The following is a 26,636-nucleotide window of genomic DNA, read 5'->3' on the forward strand; positions in this document are numbered from 1 at the left end:
GACTACCGCCATGCGCGCATCGTTCCTGCTGCTTTGCCTGGTCTTTAACGATGGCGCGGCCCAGACGCCGCCGGTGGCCACGCCCCGGCCCGGCCAGGTCCTCGTCAGCGGCATGGTGGCCGATGAAGCCACCAAGGCCGCGCTGCTGGCGCGCCTGCGCGAGCTGTATGGCGCCGAGCGGGTGGCCGACCAGCTGGCCATCGGCCAGGTGGCGCCGCCGCCCAACTGGAGCGCCTACGTGCAGCGGCTGGTGCAGCCCGGCCTCAAGCTGGTGAGCCGGGGCGAGATCAAAATCGACGGCAACAACGTCAGCCTGCGCGGCGAGGTGGCCAACGAGGCGCAGCGCCAGCAGATCGCCAGCGACATCGCGGCCAGCCTCAATCCCACCTACGTGGTCAGCAATGGCCTGCGCGTCAGCGCCGCCGGCCAGGAGCTGCTGGACGCCACCCTGGCCAACCGCATCATCGAATTCGACAGCGGCCAGGCCACGCTCACGCCAGCCGGCCAGGCCATCCTCAATGAAATGGCCGCCGCGCTGCGCAAGCTGGGCGGGCGCAAGGTGGAGGTGATAGGGCACACGGACGATGTCGGCCTCAGGGCCAGCAACCTGGCGCTCAGCCAGGCCCGCGCCCAGGCCGTGCGCGCCTATCTGGCGGGGCAGGGCATTGCGCCGGACAGCATAGTCGTGTCGGGCCAGGGCCCGGACTGCCCGGTGGCCGACAACGCCAGCGCGGACGGCCGGGCGCGCAACCGCCGCATCGAATTCCGCATCGCGCTACAGGAGGGCGTTTCAAAATGAGGGTGGTCAGGCGCTGCAACGGCGCCGTGATCTTTTTGCAGCGCACTGCAAGTCAGGGCAGGGTGATGGTGACGTAGGCCGGGCGCGGCGCCAGCTTGACCACGTCGCTGTAGGCCGCCATGCTATCCTGCGCGGCCTGGCGCAGCGAGGCCCGCAGCCCGGCGTAGGCGGCGACTGCCACCAGCGCGAACAAGGTCGCCATCACCCACAGCGGGGTATTACTGCGCAGCTTGTGCGCCACCTGGTCGGGCCGCTCCGCATGCGGCGCGAAGCCGCGGCCGCGGCCCCGGATGTGGGCGATCTCGTCGCCCAGGCGGCTGATCAGCCAGGCCAGCTTGTCGCTGCCGTCGGTGGCGTACTTGCCGCGAAAGCCCAGCAGCAAGCACATGTGGAACACCTGCAGCGCCTGCACCCGCGCGCTGCCCCGGCTGCGCAGCGCTTCCAGCCGGTCGTAGAAATGCTCGCCGGCCAGCTGGTCGCCGAACAGCGCCAACTGCAGCGGGTTGCGCTCCCAGGCGGCGCGCAGCGGCAGGCCGGAGGCCAGGATGATCTCGTCCAGCGCCGAGCACCAGGCATATTTCGCGTCCTCGATATCCTCGGCCGTGGCGTGCAGCTTGCGCGCCTCGCGCTCGAAGCCGGCCAGGTAGTCGCGTACGCTGTCCAGCAATTCCCGCTCGCCGGGCGGCGCGCTGCCCTGCTTGAGCATGAACAGCAGGTAGAAGCCGTCGTGCAGCAGGTCCAGCAGGGTGCTGCTGTAGCCGTAGCCGGGCCGCATCTCGCGCCGCTGGCCGCCCATCAGCGAGGGGATGGCGCGCCGTTCGATCTGGAAGCTCATGGCGCCACCGCGATCAGTTCCAGCCGCAGGTCCGGGATGCCGGCCGGGACGTAGATGCAAATCGATTGCGCCTTGAGCATCCGCTCATACAGCGTCCCCTTGTTCTCCAGCGCGAAGTAGCAGGTCTCGGGCCGTACCGGAATCGCGGCCGGCACCTGGGGCGCGTGGGTCAGGCGCACCCCGGGCATGGCGGACAGCACGCACTGGGCCACGTCGTCCGGGGCGCCGGCCTTGATGCGCAGCGGCGCCACCTCCACCAGCTCGTGGGCCGGCAGGCTGGCGCCCACCGCCAGGTACAGCGCCGTGTGCGGGCCGATGCGGCCGGAATCGAGCTTGCCGCCATGGTAGCCGGGCTTGTCCTCGTTCAGGGCGATGGCGAAGTAGCGGGTCGAGATCACGGTGTCGAGCAGGTCGCGGATGATGCGGTCCAGCTCCCCGAAGCAGCCGCCCAGGTCCTCGTGGCGGTAGGGCGGCAGGTGCGCCAGCGTGTAATGCTTGGAGTAGGTCATCAGGGCCCCGGCCAGGGCCAGCATGGCGGCGTACAGGCGTTCCGGATGCAGGGCGCCGTGGCGCGCCAGGTGGGCCAGGCCGGCGGCCGCGGTGCTGGCCGTGTGCAGCAGCCAGAACGAGGACACGTCGCCCGAGCGGAACTCGATCACGTTGCGGCTGGGTTCGCGCATATGGCCTTGCAGCGCATGGATCTTGGCCTGCAGGGCGTCCAGCAGAAGGTCCAGCAGCTGGCGCAGGCGCGGCGCGCCGTCGATGGCCAGGGCCGGCGGGATGAAGGCCGGATCGGGCTCGAAGGCCCCGGACACCGTGCGGCGCAGGCGCGCCAGCGGCAGGTGGTCGTAGCCGCCCAGCGTCTCCTGGTCGCTGACCAGGCGCAGCACCGGCTGCAGGGAGGCGATGTCGGTGTCCGCCGCAGTCCCGTGCTGGTCGCTGCAGGGGCAGCGCCGGACGCGGTAGCGGGCCCCGGTGTCGGCCACGTTGCCGCTGGCCGCCAGCGCGGGCAGGGCGGCGTAGCAGATGAATTCCTGGGTGGCGGGGGCGATGGCGGCCAGGTCCAGCGCCGGCGGCGCCGGCGCGCTGGCGGGCGCATCGACCATCTCGCCGTCGGGGAAGATGGCGCGCAGCGACAGCAGGCGCAGCTTGTTCAGGGCCAGCGCCTCGCGGTCCCACTCGATGCCGCGCACGCCCCACAGGAAGGGCTGCAGCGTGCGTCCCAGCTGCAGCAGGTGCGCTTCGTGGTAGCGGTCCTGCTGCTGGAAGTGCTGGGGATGCAGGAATTCGCCCTCGCCCCACAGCAGCCTGGATGGTATGCCCATGTGTCTCTCCCGAAGATGGTTGTCCGCCATTAGAAACACAGCGCGCCAGCCTGTACTTGCGTCTGCGCAAGCATGGTGGATTTGCGCCCGGGCTTGTGCCAGCGCAATCCCATCGATGAAGCTTGTGGGAATAATGGCCCTCCTGTCCAGTTCAACAGTGGAGCCAAGATGAAGACATTGACACGATATGCGCCGGCACTGGCCTGCGCCATGCTGCTGTCGGCCTGCGCTACCGACGGTGCGTTGGTGCGCAACGACAAACCCGCCGCGCCGCCGCTGGAGCGCTCGCTGGCCGACGCCGACACGGCGATTGCCGCCGGCCAGGCCGACAAGGCGCAGGCCATGCTGAAGGCGGCCGCCGCCAGCTACCCTGCCGACAAGGCGCCCTGGCTGCGCCTGGCCCAGCTCAAGTTCGACCAGAACAACTACGGTGACGCCATCGGCAACGCGCTGGAGGCGCTGCAGCGCGATCCGGTCGACAAGCTGGGCAACAGCATCGTGGCCGTCAGCGGCTTGCGGCTGTCGACCAGGGCGCTGTCGGACCTGAGCCAGCAGAACAACCTGAACGGCCCGCTGCGCTCCGAGGCCCAGGAGCTGGCGCGGGTACTGCGCAGCGCGCTGGGCGAGGAGGTGCTGGTGCCGCCGGCCGCCCCCAACCGCAAGCCGGCTTCGCCGGCCAGGAAAGCGGCCGCCACGGCGTCCAATCCGGTCCCGGCCAGGCCCAATGCGCAAGCGGGAACCGATCCCTTCGGCGGCCTCAAATAACCCTCACGGAGCAGCCATGGCTAAGAGCGACAGTGTACAAAAGCGCCTGACCAAGGTGCGTGCCCCGCGCGTGCAGATGACCTACGATGTGGAAATTGGCGACGCGCTGGAAAACAAGGAGCTGCCCTTCGTGGTCGGCGTGGTGGGCGATTTCGGGGGGCATCCCGGGGCCGTCCAGAAGCGCCTCAAGGAGCGCAAGTTCGTCAATATCGACAGCGACAATTTCGACGAGGTGCTGGCCGGCGTGGCGCCGGTGGCGCGCTTCCAGGCTCCCAACAAGCTGGATGCGGAAGGCGGCAGCTTCGCGGTCGAGCTCAATTTCAAGGCCATGGCGGACTTCCGTCCCGAGGCCTTGGTGCGGCAGGTCGAGCCGCTGGCCAGGCTGCTGGAGGCGCGCACCAAGCTGGCCGACCTGCGTAACAAGCTGGCCGGCAACGACAAGCTGGAAGACATCCTTACCGAGGTCCTGAACAACACCGACAAGCTGGCCAGCCTCGGCGCCGGCAAGGAGTGCTGACATGTCGGCCCTGTTGCATCCATCGGCGGCCGGCGCGCCGCTGCAGCAAGTGTCGCTGCTGGACCAGATCGTCGAGGAAAGCAAGGTGGCCAAGTCCAGCGTCGAACATGCGCGGGCGCGCGACCTGATTGCGGAACTGGCCCGGCAGGTGCTCGATGGCACGGTGGTGGTGTCGGCCAGCCTGAGCGCCACGCTCGATGCGCGCGTGGCGGAGCTGGACCGCCTGATCTCGTCGCAACTGAGCGCCATCTTGCACGCGCCCGAGTTCCAGAAGCTGGAGCAGAGCTGGACCGGGCTGCACTACCTGGTGCGCAATTCCGCCACCGGCCCCCATCTCAAGGTCCGCATGCTGAACGCCACCAAGCGCGAACTGGTGAAGGACTTCCAGAGCGCGCTGGAGTTCGACCAGAGCAGCATGTTCAAGAAGGTCTACGAGGAGGAATTCGGGACCTTTGGCGGGGCCCCGTTCGCGGCCCTGGTGGGCGACTTCGAAATCTCTCGCCAGCCCGAGGACATGTACTTCATCGAGCAGATGTCGCACGTGGCCGCCGCCGCCCACGCGCCCTTCGTGGCGGCCGCCTCGCCCGAGTTGTTCGGCCTGGAGACCTTCGGCGACCTGGGTAAGCCGCGCGACCTGTCCAAGGTGTTCGATACGGTGGAATACGCCAAGTGGAAGGCCTTCCGCGAATCGGAAGACTCGCGCTACGTTGGCCTGACCCTGCCGCGCTTCCTGGGCCGGCTGCCGTTCAACCCGGTGGACGGCACCACGGTGGAAGGCTTCAACTTCGTCGAGGAAGTCGATGGCAGCGACCACCACAAATACCTGTGGTGCAACGCCGCCTACGCCTTTGGCGCCCGCCTGACCCAGGCCTTCGGGCAGCACGGCTGGTGCGCCGCCATCCGCGGCGTGGAAGGCGGCGGCCTGGTGGACGACCTGCCCACCCACACCTTCAAGACCGACGAGGGCGAGATCGCGCTCAAGTGCCCGACCGAGGTGGCCATCACCGACCGCCGCGAGAAGGAGCTGAGCGACCTTGGTTTCATCTCGCTGGTGCATTGCAAGAACACCGCCTACGCCGCCTTCTTCGGCGCGCAGTCGGCCCAGAAGGCGCGCAAGTACGATACCGACGCGGCCAACGCCAACGCGGTCTTGTCGTCGCAGTTGCAATACATTTTCGCGGTCTCGCGCGTGGCGCACTACATGAAGGCCATGATGCGCGACAAGGTCGGCAGCTTCAGCGCCGCCGCCAACGTGCAGGACTTCCTGAACCGCTGGCTGATGAAGTACGTGCTGCTGGACGATAACGCCAGCCAGGAACAGAAGGCCCAGTTCCCGCTGCGCGAAGCCTCGGTGCAGGTGCAGGAAGTGCCCGGGCGGCCGGGCGTGTACCGCGCCGTTTCCTTCCTGCGCCCGCACTTCCAGCTTGACGAGCTGTCCGTTTCGCTCCGACTGGTCGCGGAGTTGCCGAAATCGACCAATTAACCAACCAAAGCAAACCCTAAGGAGCACAGCATGGCAATCGACGTATATCTGCAAATCGACGGCATCAAGGGCGAATCCGCCGACGACACCCACAAGGACTGGATAGAGTGCAAATCGGTCAGCTGGGATGTGTCGCAGCCCAAGTCCGCCACCGCCTCCACCGGCGGCGGCCACACGGCGGAGCGCTGCGAGCACAGCGAAATCATCTTCACCAAGCTGGCCGACCTGGCCACGCCGGTGCTGCTGCAAACCTGCGCGTCCGGCAAGACCATCCCCAAGGCCAAGTTTGAATTCATGCGCGCCGACGCCCAGGGCCAGCGCGTCAAGTACTTCGAGATCGAGATCGAGAACGTCCTGATCGGTACGGTGGCGCCGTCGGTGCAGGAAGGCGACATCCTGGGCGAGGACGTGGGCCTGAAATTCTCCAAGGTGCGCTGGAAATACACCCAGCAGAAAATCACCGGCGGCGCCGGCGGCAATACCTCCGGCGGCTGGGATCTGTCGGCCAACCGCGTGGCCTGAACCGACCTCCCGGCGCCTGCGGAATGGCAGCCGCAGGCGCTACCCCTTGGCCAGGCCGCCCGGCCTGGCTTTTTTTATGCGAGGGCTATCATGACCGGCTATCTCCCCGGCCTGTTCGACCGCCTGCTGGGCGGCGCCGAGGGCCCGCTGACGCTGGACCAGTTGAAGGACGCCGTGGCGCGCGACCTGGAAGACTTGCTCAACACCCGCGCCGTGCTGCCCGAGGCCATGCTGCTGCCTTATCCCGAATGCGCTGCCTCGATCGCCAACTACGGCCTGCTGGACTTCGCCGGCATGTGCCTGGGCAGCGCCGACGACCGGGCCCGTATTTGCACCAGCCTGCGACTGGCCATAGAACGGCACGAGCCGCGCCTGCGCGGCGTCGAGGCGCGCCTGCAGCACCAGCCCGGGTCCATCAACCGGGTCAGCTTCGCCATCAGCGCCGCCCTGCATGCCAGCGGCGGGGCCGAGGCGGTCAGCTTCGACGCGGTGCTGCAGCCATCCACCCTGCATTATTCGATCAATCTTAGCGCGCGCGGAGCGACAGCATGAGCATCGACCTGAAAACCCTGATCGGCAAACTGAATGACTCCACCCGCCTGGCCGCCACCCGCGCCGCTTCCATCTGCGTCGGGCTGGGCCAGTACGAAGTGGAGCTGGAACACCTGCTGCTGGCGCTGCTGGAACAGGAGCGCTGCGACCTGGTGCTGATACTGCGCCGCTGCGACGTCAGCCCGGCGGCGCTGGAGGACGACCTGCGGCGCGAGATCGCCCGCTTCCGCACGGGCAGCGAACGCACCCCGGTGTTCGCGCGCCCGCTGCCGCTGCTGCTGGAACATGCCTGGCTGATCGCCTCGCTGGCGCTGCCGCAGCCGGACCGCATCCGCAGCGCCCACCTGCTGGTGGCGCTGCTGGCCGAGCCGGAACTGGCCCAGCTGGCGCTGCGCGCCTCGCCCCTGCTGGGCCGCCTGCGCATCGACGAGATCAAGCACCAGCTGGACAAATACACGCAGGGCTCGGACGAAGTGGCGCAAGCGGCCGCGCCCGACCCGCTGGCGCAGATGGCCGGCCAGCCGCGCAGCCCCGCTCTGGAGCAGTACACCAGCGACCTCACGGCCCAGGCGGCGCAGGGCAGGCTGGACCCGGTGATAGGGCGCGAAGCGGAAATCCGGCAGCTGACCGACATCCTGCTGCGGCGGCGCCAGAACAATCCCATCCTGACCGGCGAGGCCGGGGTCGGCAAGACCGCCGTGGTGGAAGGGCTGGCGCTGCGCATTGCCGCCGGCCAGGTGCCGGCGCCGCTGCAGGACGCGCACATCCACGCCCTGGACCTGGGCCTGCTGCAGGCCGGCGCCAGCGTCAAGGGCGAGTTCGAGCACCGGCTCAAGTCCGTCATCGACGAAGTCAAGCGCAGCCCGCATCCCGTGATCCTGTTCATCGACGAGGCCCACACCATGATAGGCGCCGGCGGCGCGGCCGGGCAGGGCGACGCCGCCAACCTGCTCAAGCCGGCGCTGGCGCGCGGCGAACTGCGCACCATCGCCGCCACCACCTGGAGCGAATACAAGAAGTATGTGGAGAAGGACGCCGCGCTGGCGCGCCGCTTCCAGGTGGTCAAGGTCGAGGAACCGGACCAGGAAGTGGCGTGCGCCATGCTGCGCGCCATGGCGCCGCTGATGGAGCGCCACTTCGGCATCCGCATCCGCGACGAGGCGGTGATGGAAGCGGTCAGGCTGTCGCAGCGCTACCTGAGCGGCCGCCAGCTGCCGGACAAGGCGGTCGGCGTGCTCGATACGGCCTGCGCCCGCGTGGCCCTGGGGCGCGACGGCATGCCGGCCGGACTGGAACTGGCGGCAGCCCGGCTGGCGCGCCTGGACGGCGAGATTGCCGCCGCCGAGCGTGAACGCGATGGCGGCAGCCGCAACCAGCGCCGCCTGGCGCAGTTGCGCGACAGCCACGCCGCGCTGCAGGCCGGCCACGAAACCGACAGCGCGCGCTGGCGGCGCGAGCGCAGCCTGGTGGCCGACATCGAACGCTTGCGCGGCAGTGGCGACGAGGGCGCGGCGCAGGCAGCGCAGGCGGAGCTGGCTGACCTGCAGGGCGATGCGCCGCTGGTGCCGCTGGAAGTCGATGGCGCCGCCGTGGCCGCCGTGGTTTCCGGCTGGACCGGCATCCCGCTCGGCAAGATGGTGGCCGATGACATCCGCACCGTGCTCGGCCTGCAGGAAGCGCTGCAGCGGCGCATCCTGGGCCAGGACCATGCCATGGCCGCCGTGGCGCAGCGCGTGCGCACGGCGCGCGCCAGCCTGGACGATCCCAACAAGCCGCAGGGCGTGTTCCTGTTTGCCGGGCCGTCCGGGGTCGGCAAGACCGAGACCGCGCTGGCCCTGGCCGAGCTGCTGTATGGCGGCGAGCGCAAGCTCATCACCATCAACATGAGCGAGTACCAGGAGGCGCACAGCGTGTCCGGCCTGAAAGGCTCGCCGCCCGGCTACGTGGGCTACGGCGAGGGCGGGGTGCTGACCGAGGCGGTGCGCCGCAACCCGTACAGCGTGGTGCTGCTCGATGAAATCGAAAAGGCCCACCCCGACGTGTGCGAACTGTTCTTCCAGGTGTTCGACAACGGCGTGATGGACGACAGCGAGGGGCGCGAGATCGACTTCCGCAACACCATCATCATCGCCACCTCGAACGCCGGCTCGGGCGCCGTGATGCAGGCCTGCCTCAACGAGACCGAGGCCGAGCGTCCCGGCCCGCAAGCCCTGGAACAGCTGCTGCGCCCGCAGCTGGTCAAGCACTTCAAGCCCGCCTTCCTGGGCCGGATGAAGGTGGTGCCGTTCTATCCCATACCGGACACTATCCTGGCCGGCATCATCGAACTCAAGCTGGCCCGCATCGCGGCGCGCATCGCCGCCAGCCACGGGGCCGAATTCAGCCACGATGCGGCGCTGGTGGAAGCCGTGCTGGCGCGCTGCACCGAGGTCGATTCCGGCGCCCGCAACGTCGACCACATCCTGAATGGCAGCCTGCTGCCCGACATTGCCGACGCCGTGCTGGCGCGCATGGCGCAGGGCGAACCGGTGACCCGCATCAAGGCCGGCGCCAGCCGCCAGGGCCAGTTCAAATACACCGTTAAATAAGGGGGGGCGCCATGTTCAGCGTTGCGCAACTGCTGCTGCCGGTCAGCGCCGAATCGGCCTGCGGTGAGGACATCAGCTTCAGCAAGGAAGTGGACGAGATCGCCAAGGCGCGCATGCATGACGATCCCACCCTGGACCAGGGCGAATGGGTGGTGGCGCTCAGGGAGGCCGACTGGAACCTGGTGGCGGCGCGCAGCGCGCGCCTGATCGAAAGCCGCAGCAAGGACCTGCGCCTGGCGGCCTGGCTGGCCGAAGCCCTGGCGCACACGCGCGGCCTGCGCGGCCTGGGCGACGGCTATGCCGTGCTGACCGGCTTGTGCGAGCATTACTGGGACGGCCTCCATCCGCTGCCCGAGGAGGGTGACCAGGAGCAGCGCATCGGCAACCTGCACTGGCTGCTGGCGCGCACACCGGTGCTGGTGCGCGCCATGCCGGTGGCGGAGGATGGCTCCTGCAGCATGCTCGATATCGAGGCGGCGCGCCAGCGTGTGGCCGCCGCAGCCGATCCCGGCCAGCAGAGCGGTGAGCCGTACGGCGATCCGTATGGCGGGCACGGCGAGGCCGCCGCCGCGCTGGCGCGCATGGAGGCGGCGCGGCGCCGCAATGGCGCGGCCTACAGCGCCGCCCAGCACGCCGACGCAGAATACTGCCTGGCGGCGCTGGAGGGACTGGAGCAGGTGCTGGACCGCCGCCTGGGGGCGGACGGACCGGCGTTCCGCGCCGCGCGCGAGGCGCTGCAGGCTGCGCTGGAGTTCCTCACCCCGGCCGGGGTGCTGGCGGCGGCCGGGGTTCCGGACCAGCTGGCGCCTGCGGCACGGGACGCCGCGGGCGCGCCGCGCGCACGCGCCCAGGCCCTGGTACAGCTGCGCCAGGTCGCGGATTTCTTCCGCCGCACCGAGCCGCACAGTCCGGTGGCCTACATGGCCGAGAAAGCGGCCGCCTGGGGCGAGATGCCGCTGCACGTGTGGCTGCGCGCCGTGGTCAAGGATGCAAGCACGCTCGGGGCCCTGGAGGAGCTGCTTGGCGCGGACACAACAGACAGCTAAGTGTTGCTGTATCCAATAGGCAACATTTCCGCGCTTAGCGCGGAATTGCACGTGAATGGTGCTAGCATGAACGAACAGTATTTCCAACCACAGGAAAGCACCATGAACAATCTGAAGATCGGCACCCGTCTCGGGCTTGGTTTCTCGTTGATTTTGCTGCTGCTGGTCGCCATGACCGCCATCGGCCTGCTGCGCCTCTCCAGCGCCAGCGCCCTCACCGACGACATGGTGCGCGAGCAGATCCGCGACGAGCGCCTGATCACGGAATGGCGCACCGTAATCGAGGTGAACGCGGCGCGCACCATGGGCGCCTGGATGGTCAGCGACCCCGCCAGCCAGAAGGCGCTGGAAGAGCTGATGGCGGCGTCCTCCGCGCGCGCCACCGAGATCCAGGACCAGATCGCCAAGAGCGAAGATAATCCGGAACTCAAGGCCCTGTTCGGCGATGTGCTCAGCACCCGCAAGGCCTATACGGATGCCCGCAAGGAGCTGTTCGCGGCCAAGGCGGCCGGCGACATGGAGCGCGGCAGGAAGATCTACGACAGCGACATGTCGCCCAAGCGCGAGGTCTACCTGGCCGCGCTGCAGAAGTTCGCCCAGAAGCAGCAGCAGATCCTGGATGAATCGGCGCAGCAGATACAGGCCCAGTACCGCAGCGGCCGCACGCTGCTGATACTGCTGGGGGTGGCGGCCATCGCGATCGGGGTGTCGTCCGCGTGGTGGATCACGCACACCATCACCCGCCCCCTCAACTACGCGGTGCGGGTGGCGCAGACCGTGTCCTCGGGCGACCTGACCAGTGACATCCGGGTCTCCAGCAAGGATGAAACCGGGCAGCTGATGTCGGCCCTGAAGACCATGAACACCAGCCTGGTGAACATCGTGGCGCAGGTGCGCGACGGCACCGAGACCATCGCCACTGCCTCCACCCAGATCGCGTCGGGCAACCTGGACCTGTCCTCGCGCACCGAGGAGCAGGCCAGCTCGCTGGAGGAAACTGCCTCGTCCATGGAGGAACTGACGTCCACCGTCAAGTTCAACGCCGAGAATGCGCGCCAGGCCAACCAGCTGGCCATCAACGCTTCCGAGATCGCCAGCCGGGGCGGCGCCGTGGTGGGCGAAGTGGTCGACACCATGGGCTCCATCAACGAATCCTCGCGCAAGATCGTGGACATCATCTCCGTGATCGACGGCATCGCCTTCCAGACCAACATCCTGGCCCTGAACGCGGCCGTGGAAGCGGCGCGCGCCGGCGAGCAGGGCCGTGGCTTCGCCGTGGTGGCTTCGGAAGTGCGCACGCTGGCGCAGCGCTCGGCCTCGGCGGCCAAGGATATCAAGGGCCTGATCGACGATTCGGTGCAGAAGGTGGAGCAGGGCTCGCAGCTGGTCGACAAGGCCGGCCAGACCATGGACGAAATCGTGCAGAGCATCAGCCGCGTGACCCAGATCATGAACCAGATCACCCACGCCAGCGAGGAGCAGAGCACCGGCATCGAGCAGGTCAACATGGCGGTCTCGCAGATGGACCAGGTGACCCAGCAGAACGCCGCCCTGGTGGAGGAAGCGGCGGCGGCGGCCGAGTCGCTGCAGGACCAGTCGGCGCGCCTGGCGCAGCTGGTCAGCGTGTTCAAGCTGGACGCCGCGCAGGTGGCGCTCACCCCTGCCGCCAGCCACCACGAGGTGCCGAAAGCGGTGGTGGCCCAGGTCAAGCGGCCGGCGGTGGCGGCGCCGGTCCGGCAGGCCCGGGCTCCGGCCGCCAGCACGGCGGCCGCCAGGGCGCCAGTGGCAGCCTCCTCGGACGACGGCTGGGAAGAGTTCTGATAAGAGTCTGATGCGGGGCTGGTGGCGCTTGGGTACAATGGCGTACCATGAACGCCAGCGCCTACCCTTCTTTGCCTCCGCAGCGGGCGCTGTGTCCCGCCTGCCTGCGTGCACAGCGCACCTGCATCTGCCGCTGGATAGCGCGCACCGATAACCTGCCCGAAGTCCTGATCCTGCAGCATCCCATGGAGGTGGCCAACGCCAAGGGCAGCGCGCGCCTGCTGCACCTGGGGTTGGCGCGCAGCCGGCTGGAAGTGGGAGAGCAGTTCGCGCCAGCGCAGCTGGCGCAGTGGCTGGGCGGCGATGCGCATCCGCTGCTGCTGTATCCGGGCGACGATGGGCCACCTTGCGACCCGGCCTGGCTGGACGCGCCACAGCGGCTGCGCCTGGTGGTGCTGGACGGGACCTGGCGCAAGAGCCGCAAGATGCTGCACCTGAATCCCCAACTGGCCGCGCTGCCACGGCTGCCGCTGCGCGCCATGCCGGCCTCGCATTACCTGATACGCAAGGCCCACCTGCCGGACCAGCTATCCACGCTGGAGGCCACCGCCTACGCGCTGGCGCGGCTGGAGGGCGACGAGGCCAAGTACCGGCCGCTGATCGCGGCCTTCGACGGCTTCGTGGCCCAGCTGGCCGCGCAGGGCCACGCCGCGCGTGCCTGCTGATGAACGGGCGCCGCTTGTTCCCCTTGTTCCGCGCCTTGCGCCCGTCCGTGCTGGCTGCCGCCATGGTGCTGGCCTGCCGGCTGGTCGGCGCGGCCCCGGCCGCCGCGCCGGAACCCATCATCGGCATGCAGCACTCCAGCTGGACCGCGCAGGAAGGCGCCCCGACCGGCATCACCGGCATCGCCCAGACGCCGGATGGCTGGCTGTGGATAGGCAGCTCGGTCGGCCTGTTCCGCTTTGACGGGGTACGCTTCCAGCGCGCCGCAGGCGAGCAGGCCCAGCTCTCGTCCAGCATCGCGGGGCTCGGCCTGCTGCCCGACGGGACGCTGTGGGTGGGCTACAAGTACGGCGGCGCCAGCGTGATGGCCGGCGGCCGCATGCGCCATTTCCGCGTCGGCGAGCAGGGCATGCCGGGCGGTGCGGTCCTGGCGATGGGGCGCGACGCCGATGGCCGCCTGTGGCTGGGCGGGCGCGGCCTGTACCTGCTGGGGGACGATGGCGCCTGGCGCAAGCCGGCCGCCGCGATGGGGGCTCCTGAGACGGAAGTCATCGACCTGCTGCGCGACCGCGGCGGCGTGCTGTGGGTGCGCGCCAGCCAGGCCATCTACACGCTGGCGCCGCACGCGGCGCGCTTCGAGCTGCACCGCGAGCCGGTGCAGGGCTATGGCAAGCTGGCCCTGCACCCCAACGGCAGCGTATGGTCGTCCGACATGCTGCGGCCCGGCCTGCATTGGCTGGCGGGCCCGCCGGGCAGCGAGCGCGGCTGGGACACACAGGACAAGATCAGCGCCTTTGGCTTCGATGACGCCGGCAACCTGTGGCAGCCCGACTATTCCGGCGTCGCGCGCGTGGCGGGCGCCGGGGGACGGCAGCGCACCGGCGCCGAACAGGGCTTGTCGGGCGTGCATGGCATTGCCGTGTTCCAGGACAGGGAGCGCAATATCTGGATCGGTACCGAGAATGGGCTGGACCGCTTCCGCGACTACCGCCTGGCGCCACTGGCCCTGCCGCGCTACATCAGCGGCGCCCGTCCGCTGGCAGCGCGGGCCCGGGGCGGCGCCTGGGTGGACCGCTACGCCGTGGCCGGTCCCGATGCGGCGCCGGTGGCGTTCGCGCCGCCCGCGTCCGTGGCCGACCTGACCTCGGCGCTGCACGAGGCGCCAGACGGCCGGCTGTGGAGCGGCGGCATAGGCGGTTTGTGGCTGGTGCGCGATGGCCGGCGCGAGGCGGTGCCGCTGCCGCCGGGACTGGCCGAGCCCATGCGCGCGCCGGTGCTGTCCATGGCCAGCGATGGCGCTGGCGCGCTGTGGGTCAGCCTGGGCCGGCGCGGCCTGTACACGCTGCGCGACGGCGTCTGGCTGGAAAATGGCGGCGTGTCCGGCCTGGCGGGTCTGTACCCGCCGGTGGTGGCGGGCGACGGCCGGCGCATGTGGTTCGGCGCCACCGGCGACCGGCTGGTCGTGCTGGAGGGCGGCGCACTGCGGCGCTACGGCAGCGCCGACGGCCTGCGGCTGGGCACCGTGCTGGCCATCCTGCCCACGGCCGATGGCGCCTGGGTGGGGGGCGAAAATGGCATCGCCTACGTGGATGGGCGGCGCGTGCTTCCCATCACCGGGCGCGGCGGCGATCCGTTTGCCGGCACCACCGGCCTGGTGCCGGCGGCCGACGGCACGCTGTGGATCAATGGCGGCGCCGGGATATCCGCGATCGCGCCCGACCAGCTGCGGCGCGCGCTGACCGAGCCCGGCTACCGGGTGCAGTTCGCCCGCTACGACTACCGCGACGGACTGCAGGGCACCGCCAGCCCCATCACGCCCATGCCGTCGGCGGTGCGCGGTAGCGACGGCAGGCTGTGGTTCTCGACCATGGGCGGCACCTACTGCATCGACCCGGCGGCGCTGCCGCGCAACCGGCATGTGCCGCCCGTGTACATCACCGGCCTGAGCGCCAATGGCCGCGACTACGCGGCGCTGGAGGGCATGCGGCTGCCGCCTCACAGCAGGGAGCTGAACCTGGAGTTCACCGCGCTCAGCCTGCGCGCGCCGGAACGCATGGCCTTCCGCTACCAGCTGGAGGGCGTGGACCACGGCTGGCAGGACGCGTCCGGCCAGCGCTCGGCCCATTACACCAACCTGGCGCCGGGCAGCTACCGCTTCCGCGTGCTGGCCTCCAATGACGATGGCGTGTGGAACGAGCAGGGCGCGGCGCTGTCGTTCCAGATCCTGCCGGGGCTGGAGCAGACGGCCTGGTTCCGCGTGCTGTGCGGCCTGGCGGTGCTGGGCGCACTGTGGCTGCTGCACGTGCTGCGCCTGCGCCGCGTGGCGCACCAGGTGGCGGCCCGCATGAACGGGCGCCTGGCCGAGCGCGAACGCATCGCCCGCGAGCTGCACGACACCCTGCTGCAGTCGGTATATGGCCTGATCCTGAAGATGGGCGTGGCGGTACGGCGGCTGCCGCCGGCCCAGCGCCAGCCGCTGGAGGAGGCGCTGGACGCCGCCAACGCGCTGCTGGAGGAAGGGCGCGACCGGGTGGCCGGCCTGCGCGGCGCGGCGCCCACCACGGCGGCGCTGGCCCATGCGATACGCGACTTTGGCGCCCCTCTGGCGCAGGAGCGCGGAATAAGCTTCGATGTGACGCCGACGGGAGAGGCGGTGGCGCTGGAAGCCGGTCTGGCCGGCGACGTGCTGGCCATCTGCCGCGAGGCGGTGTGGAACGCGCTGCTGCACGCCCAGGCCCGCGCCATCAGCGTGAGCCTGGCGCTGCGGGACGGCCGTCTGCTGCTGGCGGTGGCCGACGATGGACGCGGCATGCCGCCCGAGGTGATGCGTACCGGCACGGCGGCAGGCCATTGGGGCATACGCGGCATGCGCGAGCGCGCCGCCGCCATCGGCCGGCTGGAGCTGGCCTCGGGTCCCGGCGGCACCACCTGGACCCTGAGCCTGCCGCTGCCGGCGGCGCAGGGGAATTAGCCGGCCGCCGAGGGGTGTTCGGCCAGCGGGATGAAGCGTCCGCTGGCGGCGTCCAGCGCATCGATGGAGCCGGTCTCGATATCGTAGACCCAGCCGTGCAGGGTCAGCCGGCCCTGGGCCATGGCCAGCGCCACCGAAGGGTGGGTGCGCAGGTTGTTGAGCTGGGCCACCACGTTGGCGCGCACCATGCCGTCGATGCGCCCCTGTTCATCCGGATGGTTGTCCGATTCGTTGATCATGCGGGCCGCGTCCGTGTAGTGCAGCCAGTGCCTGACGGCCGGCATGTGGTCCAGGCAGGCGCAGGTGGCCACCGCCTTCATGGCGCCGCAATCGGAGTGGCCGCAGATGACGATGTCCGACACCTTGAGTGCCGCCACCGCGTATTCCACGCTGGCGCTGACGCCGCCCGGCTCTGGGCCGAAGGAGGGCACGATGTTGCCGGCGTTGCGGATCACGAACAGCTCGCCCGGTTCGCGCTGGGTGACCAGCTCCGGCACCATGCGGCTGTCCGAACAGGAGATGAACAGCGCCTTGGGCGTCTGTCCGTGCGCCAGGGTCTTGAACAGCTCTTTGCGTGCCGGGAAAACCTCGCTCTGGAAGCGGAGAAAACCGTTGATGATATCGCGCATGGGGGCCTCTTATGGTCGCTCTGATGGTTAGTGTATCAATTTGAGTCCGGGCGGCAGTGCATCGCCCAGCAGGCGTTTTTCCTCGGCCTGGTCGAGTTGGTGGACTTCGCGCACCATGGTGCTCCAGTGCGGCGGGGCGCCGCTGGCGGCCAGGCGGCGCAGCACTTCGGCGCGCAAGGTATCGTTGATGTCGCGCGCGCGGTCGCCCGTCATGCGCGCCAGGTGGGCGGCGGCGTAGCCTGCCGGTTCCGTTTTTTTCCAGTCCAACGCCAGGATGGCGTCCAGCCATTGCTCCACCGTGGGCGTGGGCGCCACGTCGTGCGCGCTGCCGTGGAAGGGCTGGCGCGCGCCGACCCGGCTCAGGCCCCACAGGAAGCGGCCCTGCGCCGCCTCGGCCCGGACGGCGTCGCCGGCGCCGCCGCGGCTCTTGTTGGCGGCGGCCTTGGCGCCGGCCCGGGTGGCGGCCTGCAGCTGGCCCAGGATCCAGGCGCCGATTTCCGCCTTGTAGCTGCCGGGGATGCGTTCCAGCGATGCGCCCAGGCGCAGCATGTCTTCCTCCCCGCCGTTGACCAGGGTGACCGGACGGCGGCCGCGCTCGGCGGCATCGGCCTGTACGTTGAAGGCGAAATCGTCCAGCACGCGCAGCTGGGCTTCCACCGGCAGGCCGCCGGAGACGCGCCGCCACATGGTCCACCATTCGGCGCAGACTTGGTTCTCCTTGTGGTTCTGCACGCCGGTTTCGTACAGGGCCCACAGCTGCTCGATGCGCCACTCGTCCAGCGCATAGCCGTAACCGGGACGCAGGCAATAGCCGCACAGGTTGAGCCAGGCCCGCTCGTGCTCGGCCGAGCGGCGGCGGCCCTTGGCGCGCTGCAGCAGGGCGTCGAACAGGCGGCGCAGCAGCGGCGTGCTCCAGCTTTCGCGGCTGCCCAGCAGGTGTTCCAGCTGGGCGCGCAGCTGGCGCACCTCCTTCAGGTCGACCTGCTGCGCGCGGCTGCCGAAGATGCGCTCGATTTTTTCCAGCGCGGCCGGGGCGCCGGGCGGCAGCCGGACTTCATCGGATGGCGCGGCCTCGCCGCTGTCGCGCAGCTGGAATTCCAGCTGCCAGCGCTGCCCCGGCTCCTGGTCGGACACGCAATGCACTTCCAGCGTGCCGACCTCGCTCAGCGTGGCGGCCAGGCGCACCGGGATGTCGCGCCGGGCGCCGGCGTCCGCCGCATCGCGCAGCACGGTGGCGATGGGCGGCAGCGCGTCGTATTCTCCCTGGTCCAGGTCCACCAGCGCGCCGGCCGCCAGCGCGTCCCCGGACAGGGACGAGACCAGGTGGAAGCGCACCGGGCGGCCCAGGCGCAGGGCGAACACGCGCTCCGCCAGCAGCACTTCGCGGCCCTCCGGGGTGCCGTGCGGCAGCAGGCAGACCGCGCGGCCGGGTTTGCCCTGGCCTTGCTCCAGCACCAGGAAATAGGCGCGCGGCGAGCCGCCGCCTATCACCGGCGCCAGCCCTTGCCGGCCCAGCGCATAGGCCACGCCGCCGCGCGCCACCGCCACGTCGGGATTATCGTTGTGCAGCAGGCGCAGCGGCTGGCCGCGCCAGCCCTCCAGTGTTTGTTGCAGGCGGCGCGCCAGCGCGTCGGCGCGGAACACGCCGCCGTTCAGCAGCAGGGTGTCCGGCACCGGCACGGGGCTGTCGGCCGGCAGCCCTAGCGCGGCGCGGGCCGCATCCGCGTGCAAGGCCAGGAAGCCCGCCAGGTGTCGGGTGATGGCCGCGTCGGCCGCGTAGGGCAGGCCGAATTCGACGATGCCGCCCCGGCTGCGCCTGGCCGGCTCCCGGCTTTCGTTGAGGGGGAAGAAGCCGTCCACCACCAGGCCGGCCACTTCCTCGCGGGTCAGCTCGGCGCTGCGGGTACCGCCGATCAAGCGCGATCCGGCGCCCAGCAGGGTGACGGTGGTGCGTTCGGGCGCATCGGCTGCCAGCAGCACTTCCTTGGCGGCCCGGCAGCGCTCCGTCAACTGCGACAAGCGGCTGGCCGGCAGCTTCTCGCCGCCGCCCATGCGCGACTCGGCCAGGTGCGCCAGCGCCAGGTCCATATTGTCGCCGCCCAGGATCAGGTGGCTGCCGACGCCGATGCGGCTGATCACCGGTTCGCCATCCTGCAGCGCGACCTGGATCAGGCTGAAGTCCGTGGTGCCGCCGCCGACGTCGCACACCAGCGCCAGGCGCGTGTGCGCCAGTTCGTCGGCCAAGGTGGCGCGGTGGCGCAGCAGCCAGTCGTAGAAGGCGGCCTGCGGTTCCTCCAGCAGGCGCAGCGACGGCAGCCCGGCCATGCGCGCCGCCTCCAGCGTGAGGGCGCGCGCGCCCTCGTCGAAGGAGGCGGGGATGGTCAGCACCAGCTGCTGGCGTTCCAGCGGATGCCTGGGGAAGCGGGTATTCCAGGCCGCGCGCAGGTGCGCCAGGTAGCTGGCGCTGGCCGCCACCGGCGACACCTTGGGCACCTCGTCCCCGGCGCCCCACGGCAGGATGGGCGCGGAACGGTCCACGCCCGGATGCGAAAGCCAGCTCTTGGCGCTGGCCACCAGCCGTCCCGGCGCCTGGGCACCCAGCTGGCGCGCCAGGCGCCCCACCGCCACCCGCTGCAATCCGGCCACGTCCTGTCCGGACCAGGGCAGCTGCAGCTCGCCGTTCGCCAGTTCGCCCTCGGCCGCGTGGTAGCGCAGCGAGGGCAGCAGCGGTGCGGCCGCCACTTCGCCCGGCGCCACCAGCTGCTCGATATCGAACAGCCGCACCTGCTGCGTACCCGGCTCGGCATAGGCCAGCACCGTGTTGGTGGTGCCCAGGTCGATGCTGACGATGTAAGAACTCACCGCGCCTGCTCCGGTAGTGGTCAGCCCGCGCTGCGCACGTCGAACTCGATCTTCCAGCGCTGGCCATCCTTGGCCACCGCCAGCAGTTCCAGCGTTCCCGATTCGGTGGCCATGGCGTGCAGGCGCACCTGCACCACGTCGCCCGGCTGGCGGCCGTCGGCGGGCAGGTCGGCGCGGATCTCGTTCATTTCCTGCAGCTCGTCCGGGCCCCAGAAATCGAGCAGGTCGCCGATCTGGTCCTGGCGCCGCACCGAGGAGCCGAAGAAGCGGAACTGCACCGGCTCGCCCACCACCAGGCCGAATTCCTGGTTGGGCAGCTCGACTTCGCTGCCTTCCTCCAGGCCGAAGGGCGCCACGCACAGGGCCTGGATGGGCGGTTCCATGCCCGGGATGGCCGGCATGGCCGACTCGATGGCCACATAGTAGGAACGCGCCGTGCCGCCACGGATGCGCACCCCGGCGCCGCGCCGCGCGTAGCTGTAGTAGGCGGCGCCGCGCGCCACCGCCAGGTCGAGGTCGGCGCCGCCCAGCATGCGGGCCGGCTCCGCGCCTTCCATGTACAGCCAGTCGTTGATGGTGGCCATGACGCGCTGGGCCAGCAGCTCGGACTTGAACACGCCGCCGTTGAACAGCACGGCGGTCGGATGCAGGAAGGTGGCGTCGGCGCTCTGGCGGCCGGCATAGCCTTCCAGCTCGCTGGTGGCGCCCAGCTGGCGGCCCAGGAAAGCGGCCAGGTGGCGCGTGACGGCGGCGTCCTGCGCGTACGGCAGGCCGAGCTGGGTCAGGCCGGCGCGGGTGCGCACGGCCGGACGGGCCGAGGCTTCCACCTGCGGGAAGAAGCCGTCCAGGATGAAGGTCTTGACTTCGTCGCGGGTCAGTTCGGTGCGGATCGAGCCGCCTATCAGTTTCGAGCCACGGCTGGGCACCACGATGGGCCAGCTCTCGGCGCTGGCGTCGGACAGCAGGTTTTCCTTGGCCGCGCGGCAGCCGTAGGTCAGGGCGCGCAGCTGCCAGGCGTCGAGCTGGGTGCCGTTGGCGGCCAGCTTGCGCGCCACCAGATGGGCCAGCGCCAGGTCCATGTTGTCGCCGCCCAGCAGGATATGGTCGCCCACGGCGACCCGGTGCGGCTCCAGCACGCCGTCGCGTTCCAGCACGGCGATCAGGGAAAAGTCGCTGGTGCCGCCGCCCACGTCCACCACCAGGATGATGTCGCCCGGCTTGACTTCCTTGCGCCAGCGGCCCTCGCTGCCCTGGATCCAGCTGTACAGGGCAGCCTGCGGCTCTTCCAGCAGGGTGATCTGGTCGTAGCCTGCCGCCCTGGCCGCTTCGGCCGTCAGTTCGCGCGCGCCCGGGTCGAACGACGCCGGAATCGTGACCGTGATGGCCTGCTGGCCGAACGGCGCTTCCGGATGGGCCTGGTCCCAGGCCTGGCGCAGGTGCGACAGGTAGCGGGTCGAGGCCTGCAGCGGCGAGACGCGCGCCACTTCCTCCGGCGCGTCATTGGGCAGGATGGCGGCGCGGCGGTCCACGCCGGGGTGGCACAGCCAGCTCTTGGCGCTGGACACCAGGCGGATGGGCGTGGTGGCGCCACGGCTGCGCGCCATTTCGCCGGCCACGCCGGCCTGGCCCGGGACCTCCGCCCACGGCAGGCTCAAGTCGCCGGCCGCCAGTTCGTCCGGGTGCGGCAGGTACAGGAAGGAGGGCAGCAGCGGCAGGTCTTCCACCGTGCCGGGCGCGGTCAGCTGGGGGATGGCCAGCACGCCCTGGGTGGTTTTCTCGCCATCGCTGGCGCCCAGGTCCACATAGGACAGGGCGCTGTGCGTGGTGCCCAGATCGATGCCGATGGCGTAGCGCGGATCGCTCACAGTTCCACCTCCGCCGGGGCCAGGATGGAGGCGTCGTGGGCCTCGGCCAGCTTGGGCAGGCGCACGCTGGACGAGCGCCAGCCGCGGTGGCTCAGGGTGCCGCGGAAAGGCGCCTTGCCGACCACGTTGCCGGTCAGGCGCACGGCGGCGGCGTCGAAGCCTTCCTCCAGCACCACGCGGCTGCCTTCGGCCTCGGCGCGCACCGGTGCGATGGTGAAGTGTTCGCGCAGCACCTTGGCGCAACCCTCGTGCACCACGCGGGCGGCGGCGCCGATGTCGGCGTCGGAATAGGCGGCCAGGTTTTCCTGGGTGAAGTCGATCAGGCGGGCTTCGCGCTGGAACAGGTTGAGCAGCTGCAGGGCGGCGTCTGGCGTGGCGATGCGCAGCGGGGCCGGAGCGGGAGCCGGGGCGGGGGCACGTGCAGGTGCAGGTGCAGGTGCAGGCGGCGCTACCGGCGCGGCAGCCGGCGCCGGCAGGTCGTCGATACCGGCCAGGCGGCCGGCGTACTCGGCGTCGGACAGGGCGCGGAAAAAGGCGCCGATGGCGATGGAAATCCGGCTGAAGAAGGATGGCGGCGTTTGGTTCGAATTGTTTTGGTTGTTCATTTCATGCTCACTGAACGGGTACAAGCCGGGACGCCGCCCCGCATGGAAGGCGGGCGTCCTGGCCGGTTATCTGTGGAAAGAGGGCGCAGGGCCCGGAGATTTGTGCGCATGATACCAGTTCGACGCAGTTTTACCTTGAAAGCGCCGCAAGGGCGGCATAGAATGCTGTATGCATGTACAGTATTGGTGTCGAGGACGGCGGCGATGGCAGTGGATGAAAACAATCTGGAACCGGGTGTGGAACAGACCATGTTGCCGCTCAAGCCGCTGCAGGCGCGCAAGGGGCGCGGCGCCGTCTCCAACCTGCAGGGGCGCTTCGAGGTGAACGGCCGCGAGGAAGTCGACGACGGCTGGGAGCGCGAGGAAGACGAGGCCCCGGCCCTGAAAACCCAGGTAACGGACGAGTACGCCAAGACCATACTCAGCCGCAACGCCTCGCCAGACCTTCCCTTCGGCGTCTCGCTCAATCCCTACCGTGGCTGCGAGCATGGATGCATCTATTGCTACGCGCGTCCCACGCACAGCTACCTGGGCCTGTCACCCGGCATGGATTTCGAGACCCGCATCTACGCCAAGGTCAACGCGCCCGAACTGCTGCGGCGCGAGCTGGCCAAGCCGTCCTATGTGCCGGAATCGATTGCGCTGGGGGTGAACACGGACGCTTACCAGCCCTGCGAACGCGAGCTGCGCCTGACGCGCCGGGTATTGGAAGTGCTGCAGGAATGCGCGCATCCGGTCGGGCTGATCACCAAGTCTTCGCTGATCGAGCGCGATATCGACATCCTGGCGCCCATGGCGGCCCGGCGCCTGGCCGGCGTGGCCGTCACCCTGACCACGCTGGACCCGGCCATTTCGCGCACCCTGGAGCCGCGCGCGGCGGCCCCGGCGCGGCGCTTGCGGGTAATACGCACCATGACCGAGGCCGGGATACCGGTGGCCGTCAGCATCGCGCCCGTCATCCCCTTCGTGACCGAGCCGGACCTGGAACGGCTGCTGGAGGCGGTCAGGGATGCCGGCGCGGTGAGCGCCCACTACACGGTGCTGCGGCTGCCGTGGGAAGTGGCGCCCCTGTTCAGGCAATGGCTGGAAGCGCACTTCCCGGAACGCGCCGAGCGCGTGATGAACCGGGTGCGCGAAATGCGCGGCGGCAAGGACTACGACAGCAACTTCGCCACCCGCATGTCGGGCGAGGGCGTGTGGGCGGACATGATCAGGCAGCGCTTCAAGATCGCCACCGCAAGGCTGGGCCTGAACCTCAGCCACAGCAGCCGCTTCCACGCCATGGACACCAGCCAGTTCCGCCGGCCGCCCATCATTCCCGCCGCCAGCGCCAAGTCCCGCCCCGGCGGAGCAGGGCAACTGGACCTGTTCTAGAATGTTGGTGAGAGAGGGAGGTGATCATGACTGGCCTGAACGGAAAAAAGCATGCAGTCACACGCTGGATCAGTGGGCGACAGGCCAACAAGTTGGCCGCCCAAGCACTGGGTCGGCAAATCCGAACTTGGACCGGGACGCTGCAGGCCAAGTCCGCAGTGGACCATGCAGGTCCGGCCCCCGGTGCTGCCGACACGCCCGAAGCGAAAGAGGCCAGACGCCAGGCCCGCATTGCCAGGCTGATGTCGACGCATGGCATGTGGCGGAACCGGACCGATATTCCAGACGGCCTTCAGTACCAAATAGAACTGAGGGCGGAATGGCCATAGTCCTTTTTGACACCAATATACTCATCGACCATCTTCGAGGCATCCAGGCTGCAACTAACGAGCTTGGTAGCTATGAGGACGCTGTCATCAGCACCATAAGTTGGATGGAGGCGTGCTGCAAAATGAATGAAATAGAGCGCGCCGAACTGAATGCTGCCTTGGCGGACATCGGGATAGCGGTGCTGCAGACTGATGTGGACATCATGGAAATGAGCGCCGACCTGCGCGGCAGGACCAAGAAAAAGCTACCGGATTGCATCATACGGGCGACGGCTCTCGGTCTAAGCAGGACCATCATCACGCGCGATCCAAACGATTTTGGCGGCTTGGGAGCTGCTAATGTGCATGTTCCGTACGAGCTGGTGGGTGGTGTTGTGGTTAATATCAAGCCAGTAGCCTGCGCTTCGCAGCGCTAACGGGCGATGGCTTTGGAACGGCTTGACGGCTGGGCCAGCACGCATCGGCCATCGTCACTGACATCCAGCTATGTGTGGAGGTTAGCCTCATCCCTGCAACCGCGCCAAATGCGCCTCGATGGCAAACACATGCGCATCCTCGCGGCCCATGTCGCGCAGGGCAGCCGCCAGGTGGTTCAGGTAATCGCTGTTGGGGCCGCTGGGGCCGGCCGAGCGGGCGATGTGGCGCGCGATGTCCAGCTCGGACGCCTCACCCAGGAAGGCCGTGTTGTCCTCGGTGGCGATGTACACCAGGCCCCGGGCGCTGCCGCCACCGGCTAAGGCCATATCGATGGCCAGGCGCAGGTAGCCGTTTTTCTCGCGGTGGTCCAGGTGCTCGAACACGTGCGGCGTGATCAGGTAAGCCATGCCGTGGCAGACCGCACCCGGCTGCGCCACCAGGGTCACCACCCGACCGGGCGCTTCCGGCGTGCCGCGATGGTCGTGCGAGCCCTGCCAGAAACGCCGGACCCAGCCCGTGATGCTGGCCGGGCGCCGCTCCAGATAGGGGAAGTCGGCCTTGTAGATCAGCGAACCGTAGCCAAACAGCCACACGCTGTCATGGCTGTCGAACTGGTTCATCATGCGGTTGGTGGCGATGGTGTCGGCGCTCATGGGCGCCATTATATGCCCGCCACGAACTGGTGCAGGAAGGCTGCGAAACTGGCTGCGGCAGGACTCGGCTGCCTGCCTTCCCTTGTATGGATGAAGAAGCGCCGCGTCAGGCGCGGCTCCTCCAGCAGGCGCATGCGCAGGCCGTACAGTTCCACCATGGGGGCGGCATAAGGCAGGCACACCGTGATGCCCAGCCCCGCGCTGGCCATGGCCAGGGCCGTGGTCATGAAGGTCACCTCGTGGTGCGGCGCCAGCGACTGTTCGCGCAGGGCGGCGTCCATGTCGCGCAGCAGGCGCTCCGTGAACTGTCCCTGCAGCGCGATCAGCGGATGGGCGGCGAGGTCGGCCCAGGCCACGCGCTCGAGCCGCTCCAGCGCATGGCCGGGCGGATGGACCACGGCAAACGGCATCTCGAACAGCGGCTCGGTCTCTATCTCCACCGTGCCGTCGCGCTCGGGACCGATGCCGAAATCCACCTCGCCGCTGAAGATGCGGGCGCCGACCTGTTCCACCGGGCAGTCCACCAGCCGCACCTGGATCTCCGGCTGGGCCTCGCGGTAAGCCGCAATCGCCCGTGGCAGCAGGGTGCAGGCCAGCATCTGCGGCGCCGCCACCCGCACCATGCCCTTCTTCAGGGCCTTGCGGCTGGCGATGTCGGCCATCATGCCGTCCAGGTCCTGCAGCATCTTGTCGAACAGCGGATACAGTTCGCGCCCCAGCTCCGACAGCTGGGTCTTGCGCGTGGTACGCTCGACCACCCGCACGCCCAGCAGCTGTTCCAGTTCCTTGATCTGGCCGCTCAAGGCGGACTGGGTCAGCGATAAATGTTCGGCGGCCAGGGTGAAGCTGCCGGTGCGGGCGATGGCCACCAGGGCGCGCATCTGGCGCAAGCTGGGATTCATAAGAAAAATCGATAAGTGATGTGAAAAATATCGTTTGTATGATATCTGAATCTGCCCTAAGGTAGCGCAATATCATCTGGAGACAGCCCATGAAACTCGCCACACTCAAGGACGGCAGCCGCGATGGCCGCCTGGTGGTCGTCAGCCGCGACCTGCAAACCTGCCTGGCGGTGCCGCACATTGCCGCCACCCTGCAACAGGCGCTGGACCGCTGGGACGATACCGCGCCGCAGCTGCGCCAGGCCTATGCCGTGCTGAATGCGGGCCAGGCCGGCGGCGCCCAGCCGCTGCGCCAGGAAGACTGCCATTCGCCCCTGCCGCGCGCCTATCAGTGGGCGGACGGCTCGGCTTATATCAACCACGTAGAGCTGGTGCGCAGGGCCCGCAACGCCGAGGTGCCGGCCTCGTTCTACACCGATCCGCTGATGTACCAGGGCGGCTCGGACAGTTTCGTGGGCCCGCGCGATCCCATCCATGCCCTCAGCGAGGACTGGGGCATAGACCTGGAAGCCGAGGTGGCGGTGATCACCGGCGACGTGCCCATGGGCGCCAGCGTGGACGATGCGGCGCGGGCCATCCGCCTGGTCATGCTGGTCAACGACGTCTCGCTGCGCAACCTGATCCCCAACGAGCTGGCCAAGGGCTTCGGCTTCTTCCAGTCCAAGCCCGCCAGCGCGTTCTCGCCGGTGGCGGTGACGCCGGACGAACTGGGCGAGCACTGGAGGGACAGCAAGCTGCACCTGCCGCTGCTGGTGCAGCTCAATGGACGTCCGTTCGGCCGGCCCAACGCGGGCGAGGACATGACCTTCAGCTTCGCCCAGCTGGTGGCGCATGCGGCCCACACGCGCGAACTGGCGGCCGGCACCATCATCGGTTCGGGCACGGTGTCCAACAAGCAGGGCGGCCTGCACGGCTCCAGCATAGCAAACGGCGGGGTAGGCTACTGCTGCCTGGCCGAATTGCGCATGTACGAGACCATCGAAGGCGGCAAGCCGGCCACGCCCTTCCTCAAGTTCGGCGACTCGGTGCGCATCGAGATGCGGGACGGGCAGGGCGCCAGCATCTTCGGCGCCATCGAACAAAGCGTGGCGCGCTACCCGCAGCGGGGCTGAG

The 26,636-nt window shown here is 69.3% G+C and carries 22 protein-coding genes; 14 read left to right on the plus strand and 8 right to left on the minus strand.

Annotation, left to right across the window (positions count from 1 at the left end; all coding sequences use genetic code 11):
• Positions 1 to 10: 10 nt before the first annotated feature.
• Entirely contained in the window at positions 11 to 799 is a 789-nt protein-coding gene (locus tag ACLB1G_RS20730) for an OmpA family protein (protein WP_491629132.1), read from the plus strand.
• 52 nt (positions 800 to 851) lie between these two features.
• Here the strand turns inward: ACLB1G_RS20730 and icmH are convergent, their stop codons facing one another.
• Both icmH and tssK read right to left on the minus strand, forming a co-directional pair.
• On the minus strand, positions 852 to 1,634 hold the full coding sequence (icmH, locus tag ACLB1G_RS20735; protein ID WP_491629133.1) for a type IVB secretion system protein IcmH/DotU: 783 nt from the start codon (positions 1,632 to 1,634) through the stop codon (positions 852 to 854).
• Positions 1,631 to 2,959, minus strand: coding sequence for a type VI secretion system baseplate subunit TssK (gene tssK, locus ACLB1G_RS20740; RefSeq protein ID WP_491629134.1), 1,329 nt, complete (start codon positions 2,957 to 2,959; stop codon positions 1,631 to 1,633). The genes icmH and tssK overlap by 4 nt, the downstream gene beginning before the upstream one ends.
• Before the next feature lie 168 nt (positions 2,960 to 3,127).
• Here tssK and ACLB1G_RS20745 point away from each other — a divergent pair, with 168 nt between their 5' ends.
• From ACLB1G_RS20745 to ACLB1G_RS20790, 10 genes are all read left to right on the plus strand, one after another.
• Positions 3,128 to 3,724, plus strand: coding sequence for a tetratricopeptide repeat protein (locus tag ACLB1G_RS20745; protein WP_491629135.1), 597 nt, complete (start codon positions 3,128 to 3,130; stop codon positions 3,722 to 3,724).
• A gap of 16 nt (positions 3,725 to 3,740) precedes the next feature.
• Positions 3,741 to 4,241, plus strand: a complete 501-nt coding sequence (tssB, locus tag ACLB1G_RS20750) for a type VI secretion system contractile sheath small subunit (protein ID WP_491629136.1) — start codon at positions 3,741 to 3,743, stop codon at positions 4,239 to 4,241.
• Position 4,242: 1 nt separating this feature from the next.
• A complete protein-coding gene (tssC, locus tag ACLB1G_RS20755) occupies positions 4,243 to 5,724 on the plus strand; it encodes a type VI secretion system contractile sheath large subunit (protein WP_491629137.1) in 1,482 nt (493 codons plus the stop codon).
• A gap of 30 nt (positions 5,725 to 5,754) precedes the next feature.
• Positions 5,755 to 6,246, plus strand: coding sequence for an Hcp family type VI secretion system effector (locus ACLB1G_RS20760; RefSeq protein ID WP_491629138.1), 492 nt, complete (start codon positions 5,755 to 5,757; stop codon positions 6,244 to 6,246).
• Positions 6,247 to 6,336: 90 nt separating this feature from the next.
• The gene (gene tssE, locus ACLB1G_RS20765; protein ID WP_491629139.1) at positions 6,337 to 6,798 is read left to right on the plus strand and encodes a type VI secretion system baseplate subunit TssE; all 462 of its coding nucleotides are present in this window, start codon (positions 6,337 to 6,339) and stop codon (positions 6,796 to 6,798) included.
• Positions 6,795 to 9,386: a type VI secretion system ATPase TssH gene (gene tssH / locus ACLB1G_RS20770; RefSeq protein ID WP_491629140.1), complete on the plus strand. Its 2,592-nt coding sequence runs from the start codon at positions 6,795 to 6,797 to the stop codon at positions 9,384 to 9,386. The genes tssE and tssH overlap by 4 nt, the downstream gene beginning before the upstream one ends.
• An 11-nt stretch (positions 9,387 to 9,397) precedes the next feature.
• Entirely contained in the window at positions 9,398 to 10,432 is a 1,035-nt protein-coding gene (tssA, locus tag ACLB1G_RS20775; RefSeq protein ID WP_491629141.1) for a type VI secretion system protein TssA, read from the plus strand.
• Between the two features lie 102 nt (positions 10,433 to 10,534).
• Positions 10,535 to 12,253, plus strand: coding sequence for a methyl-accepting chemotaxis protein (locus tag ACLB1G_RS20780; protein WP_491629142.1), 1,719 nt, complete (start codon positions 10,535 to 10,537; stop codon positions 12,251 to 12,253).
• 47 nt (positions 12,254 to 12,300) lie between these two features.
• Positions 12,301 to 12,918: a tRNA-uridine aminocarboxypropyltransferase gene (locus tag ACLB1G_RS20785; RefSeq protein ID WP_491629143.1), complete on the plus strand. Its 618-nt coding sequence runs from the start codon at positions 12,301 to 12,303 to the stop codon at positions 12,916 to 12,918.
• A complete protein-coding gene (locus tag ACLB1G_RS20790; RefSeq protein WP_491629144.1) occupies positions 12,918 to 15,887 on the plus strand; it encodes a sensor histidine kinase in 2,970 nt (989 codons plus the stop codon). Before ACLB1G_RS20785 ends, ACLB1G_RS20790 begins: the two co-directional genes overlap by 1 nt.
• Here ACLB1G_RS20790 and ACLB1G_RS20795 read toward each other — a convergent pair.
• Genes ACLB1G_RS20795 through ACLB1G_RS20810 form a run of 4 tightly spaced genes read right to left on the minus strand, consistent with a single transcriptional unit; the run spans position 15,884 to position 21,848 of the window.
• Entirely contained in the window at positions 15,884 to 16,516 is a 633-nt protein-coding gene (locus ACLB1G_RS20795; RefSeq protein ID WP_491629145.1) for a carbonic anhydrase, read from the minus strand. The two genes, ACLB1G_RS20790 and ACLB1G_RS20795, sit on opposite strands and share 4 nt — an antisense overlap.
• A 27-nt stretch (positions 16,517 to 16,543) precedes the next feature.
• Positions 16,544 to 19,378 carry an Hsp70 family protein gene (locus tag ACLB1G_RS20800; protein ID WP_491629146.1) on the minus strand — a complete coding sequence of 945 codons (2,835 nt, stop codon included), beginning with the start codon at positions 19,376 to 19,378 and terminating at the stop codon, positions 16,544 to 16,546.
• A 20-nt stretch (positions 19,379 to 19,398) separates the two neighbouring features.
• Positions 19,399 to 21,243 (minus strand): Hsp70 family protein, encoded by a 1,845-nt coding sequence (locus ACLB1G_RS20805; RefSeq protein ID WP_491629147.1) that lies wholly within the window; start codon positions 21,241 to 21,243, stop codon positions 19,399 to 19,401.
• Positions 21,240 to 21,848 carry a DUF2760 domain-containing protein gene (locus ACLB1G_RS20810; protein ID WP_491629148.1) on the minus strand — a complete coding sequence of 203 codons (609 nt, stop codon included), beginning with the start codon at positions 21,846 to 21,848 and terminating at the stop codon, positions 21,240 to 21,242. Before ACLB1G_RS20810 ends, ACLB1G_RS20805 begins: the two co-directional genes overlap by 4 nt.
• A gap of 249 nt (positions 21,849 to 22,097) precedes the next feature.
• On the opposite strand from ACLB1G_RS20810, the gene ACLB1G_RS20815 reads away from it, so the two are divergent.
• Both ACLB1G_RS20815 and ACLB1G_RS20820 read left to right on the plus strand, forming a co-directional pair.
• Positions 22,098 to 23,222: a PA0069 family radical SAM protein gene (locus ACLB1G_RS20815; RefSeq protein ID WP_491629218.1), complete on the plus strand. Its 1,125-nt coding sequence runs from the start codon at positions 22,098 to 22,100 to the stop codon at positions 23,220 to 23,222.
• Between the two features lie 319 nt (positions 23,223 to 23,541).
• Positions 23,542 to 23,967 carry a PIN domain-containing protein gene (locus tag ACLB1G_RS20820; protein ID WP_491629149.1) on the plus strand — a complete coding sequence of 142 codons (426 nt, stop codon included), beginning with the start codon at positions 23,542 to 23,544 and terminating at the stop codon, positions 23,965 to 23,967.
• Positions 23,968 to 24,054: 87 nt separating this feature from the next.
• Here ACLB1G_RS20820 and ACLB1G_RS20825 read toward each other — a convergent pair whose 3' ends face one another.
• Together ACLB1G_RS20825 and ACLB1G_RS20830 are read right to left on the minus strand one after the other, a co-directional pair.
• Positions 24,055 to 24,621 (minus strand): gamma-glutamylcyclotransferase, encoded by a 567-nt coding sequence (locus ACLB1G_RS20825; protein ID WP_491629150.1) that lies wholly within the window; start codon positions 24,619 to 24,621, stop codon positions 24,055 to 24,057.
• Positions 24,622 to 24,629: 8 nt separating this feature from the next.
• Positions 24,630 to 25,523, minus strand: coding sequence for a LysR family transcriptional regulator (locus tag ACLB1G_RS20830; protein ID WP_491629151.1), 894 nt, complete (start codon positions 25,521 to 25,523; stop codon positions 24,630 to 24,632).
• Between the two features lie 89 nt (positions 25,524 to 25,612).
• Here ACLB1G_RS20830 and ACLB1G_RS20835 point away from each other — a divergent pair, with 89 nt between their 5' ends.
• Entirely contained in the window at positions 25,613 to 26,635 is a 1,023-nt protein-coding gene (locus ACLB1G_RS20835; RefSeq protein ID WP_491629152.1) for a fumarylacetoacetate hydrolase family protein, read from the plus strand.
• Position 26,636 lies beyond the last annotated feature (1 nt).

Source organism: Duganella kummerowiae (assembly GCF_053572355.1).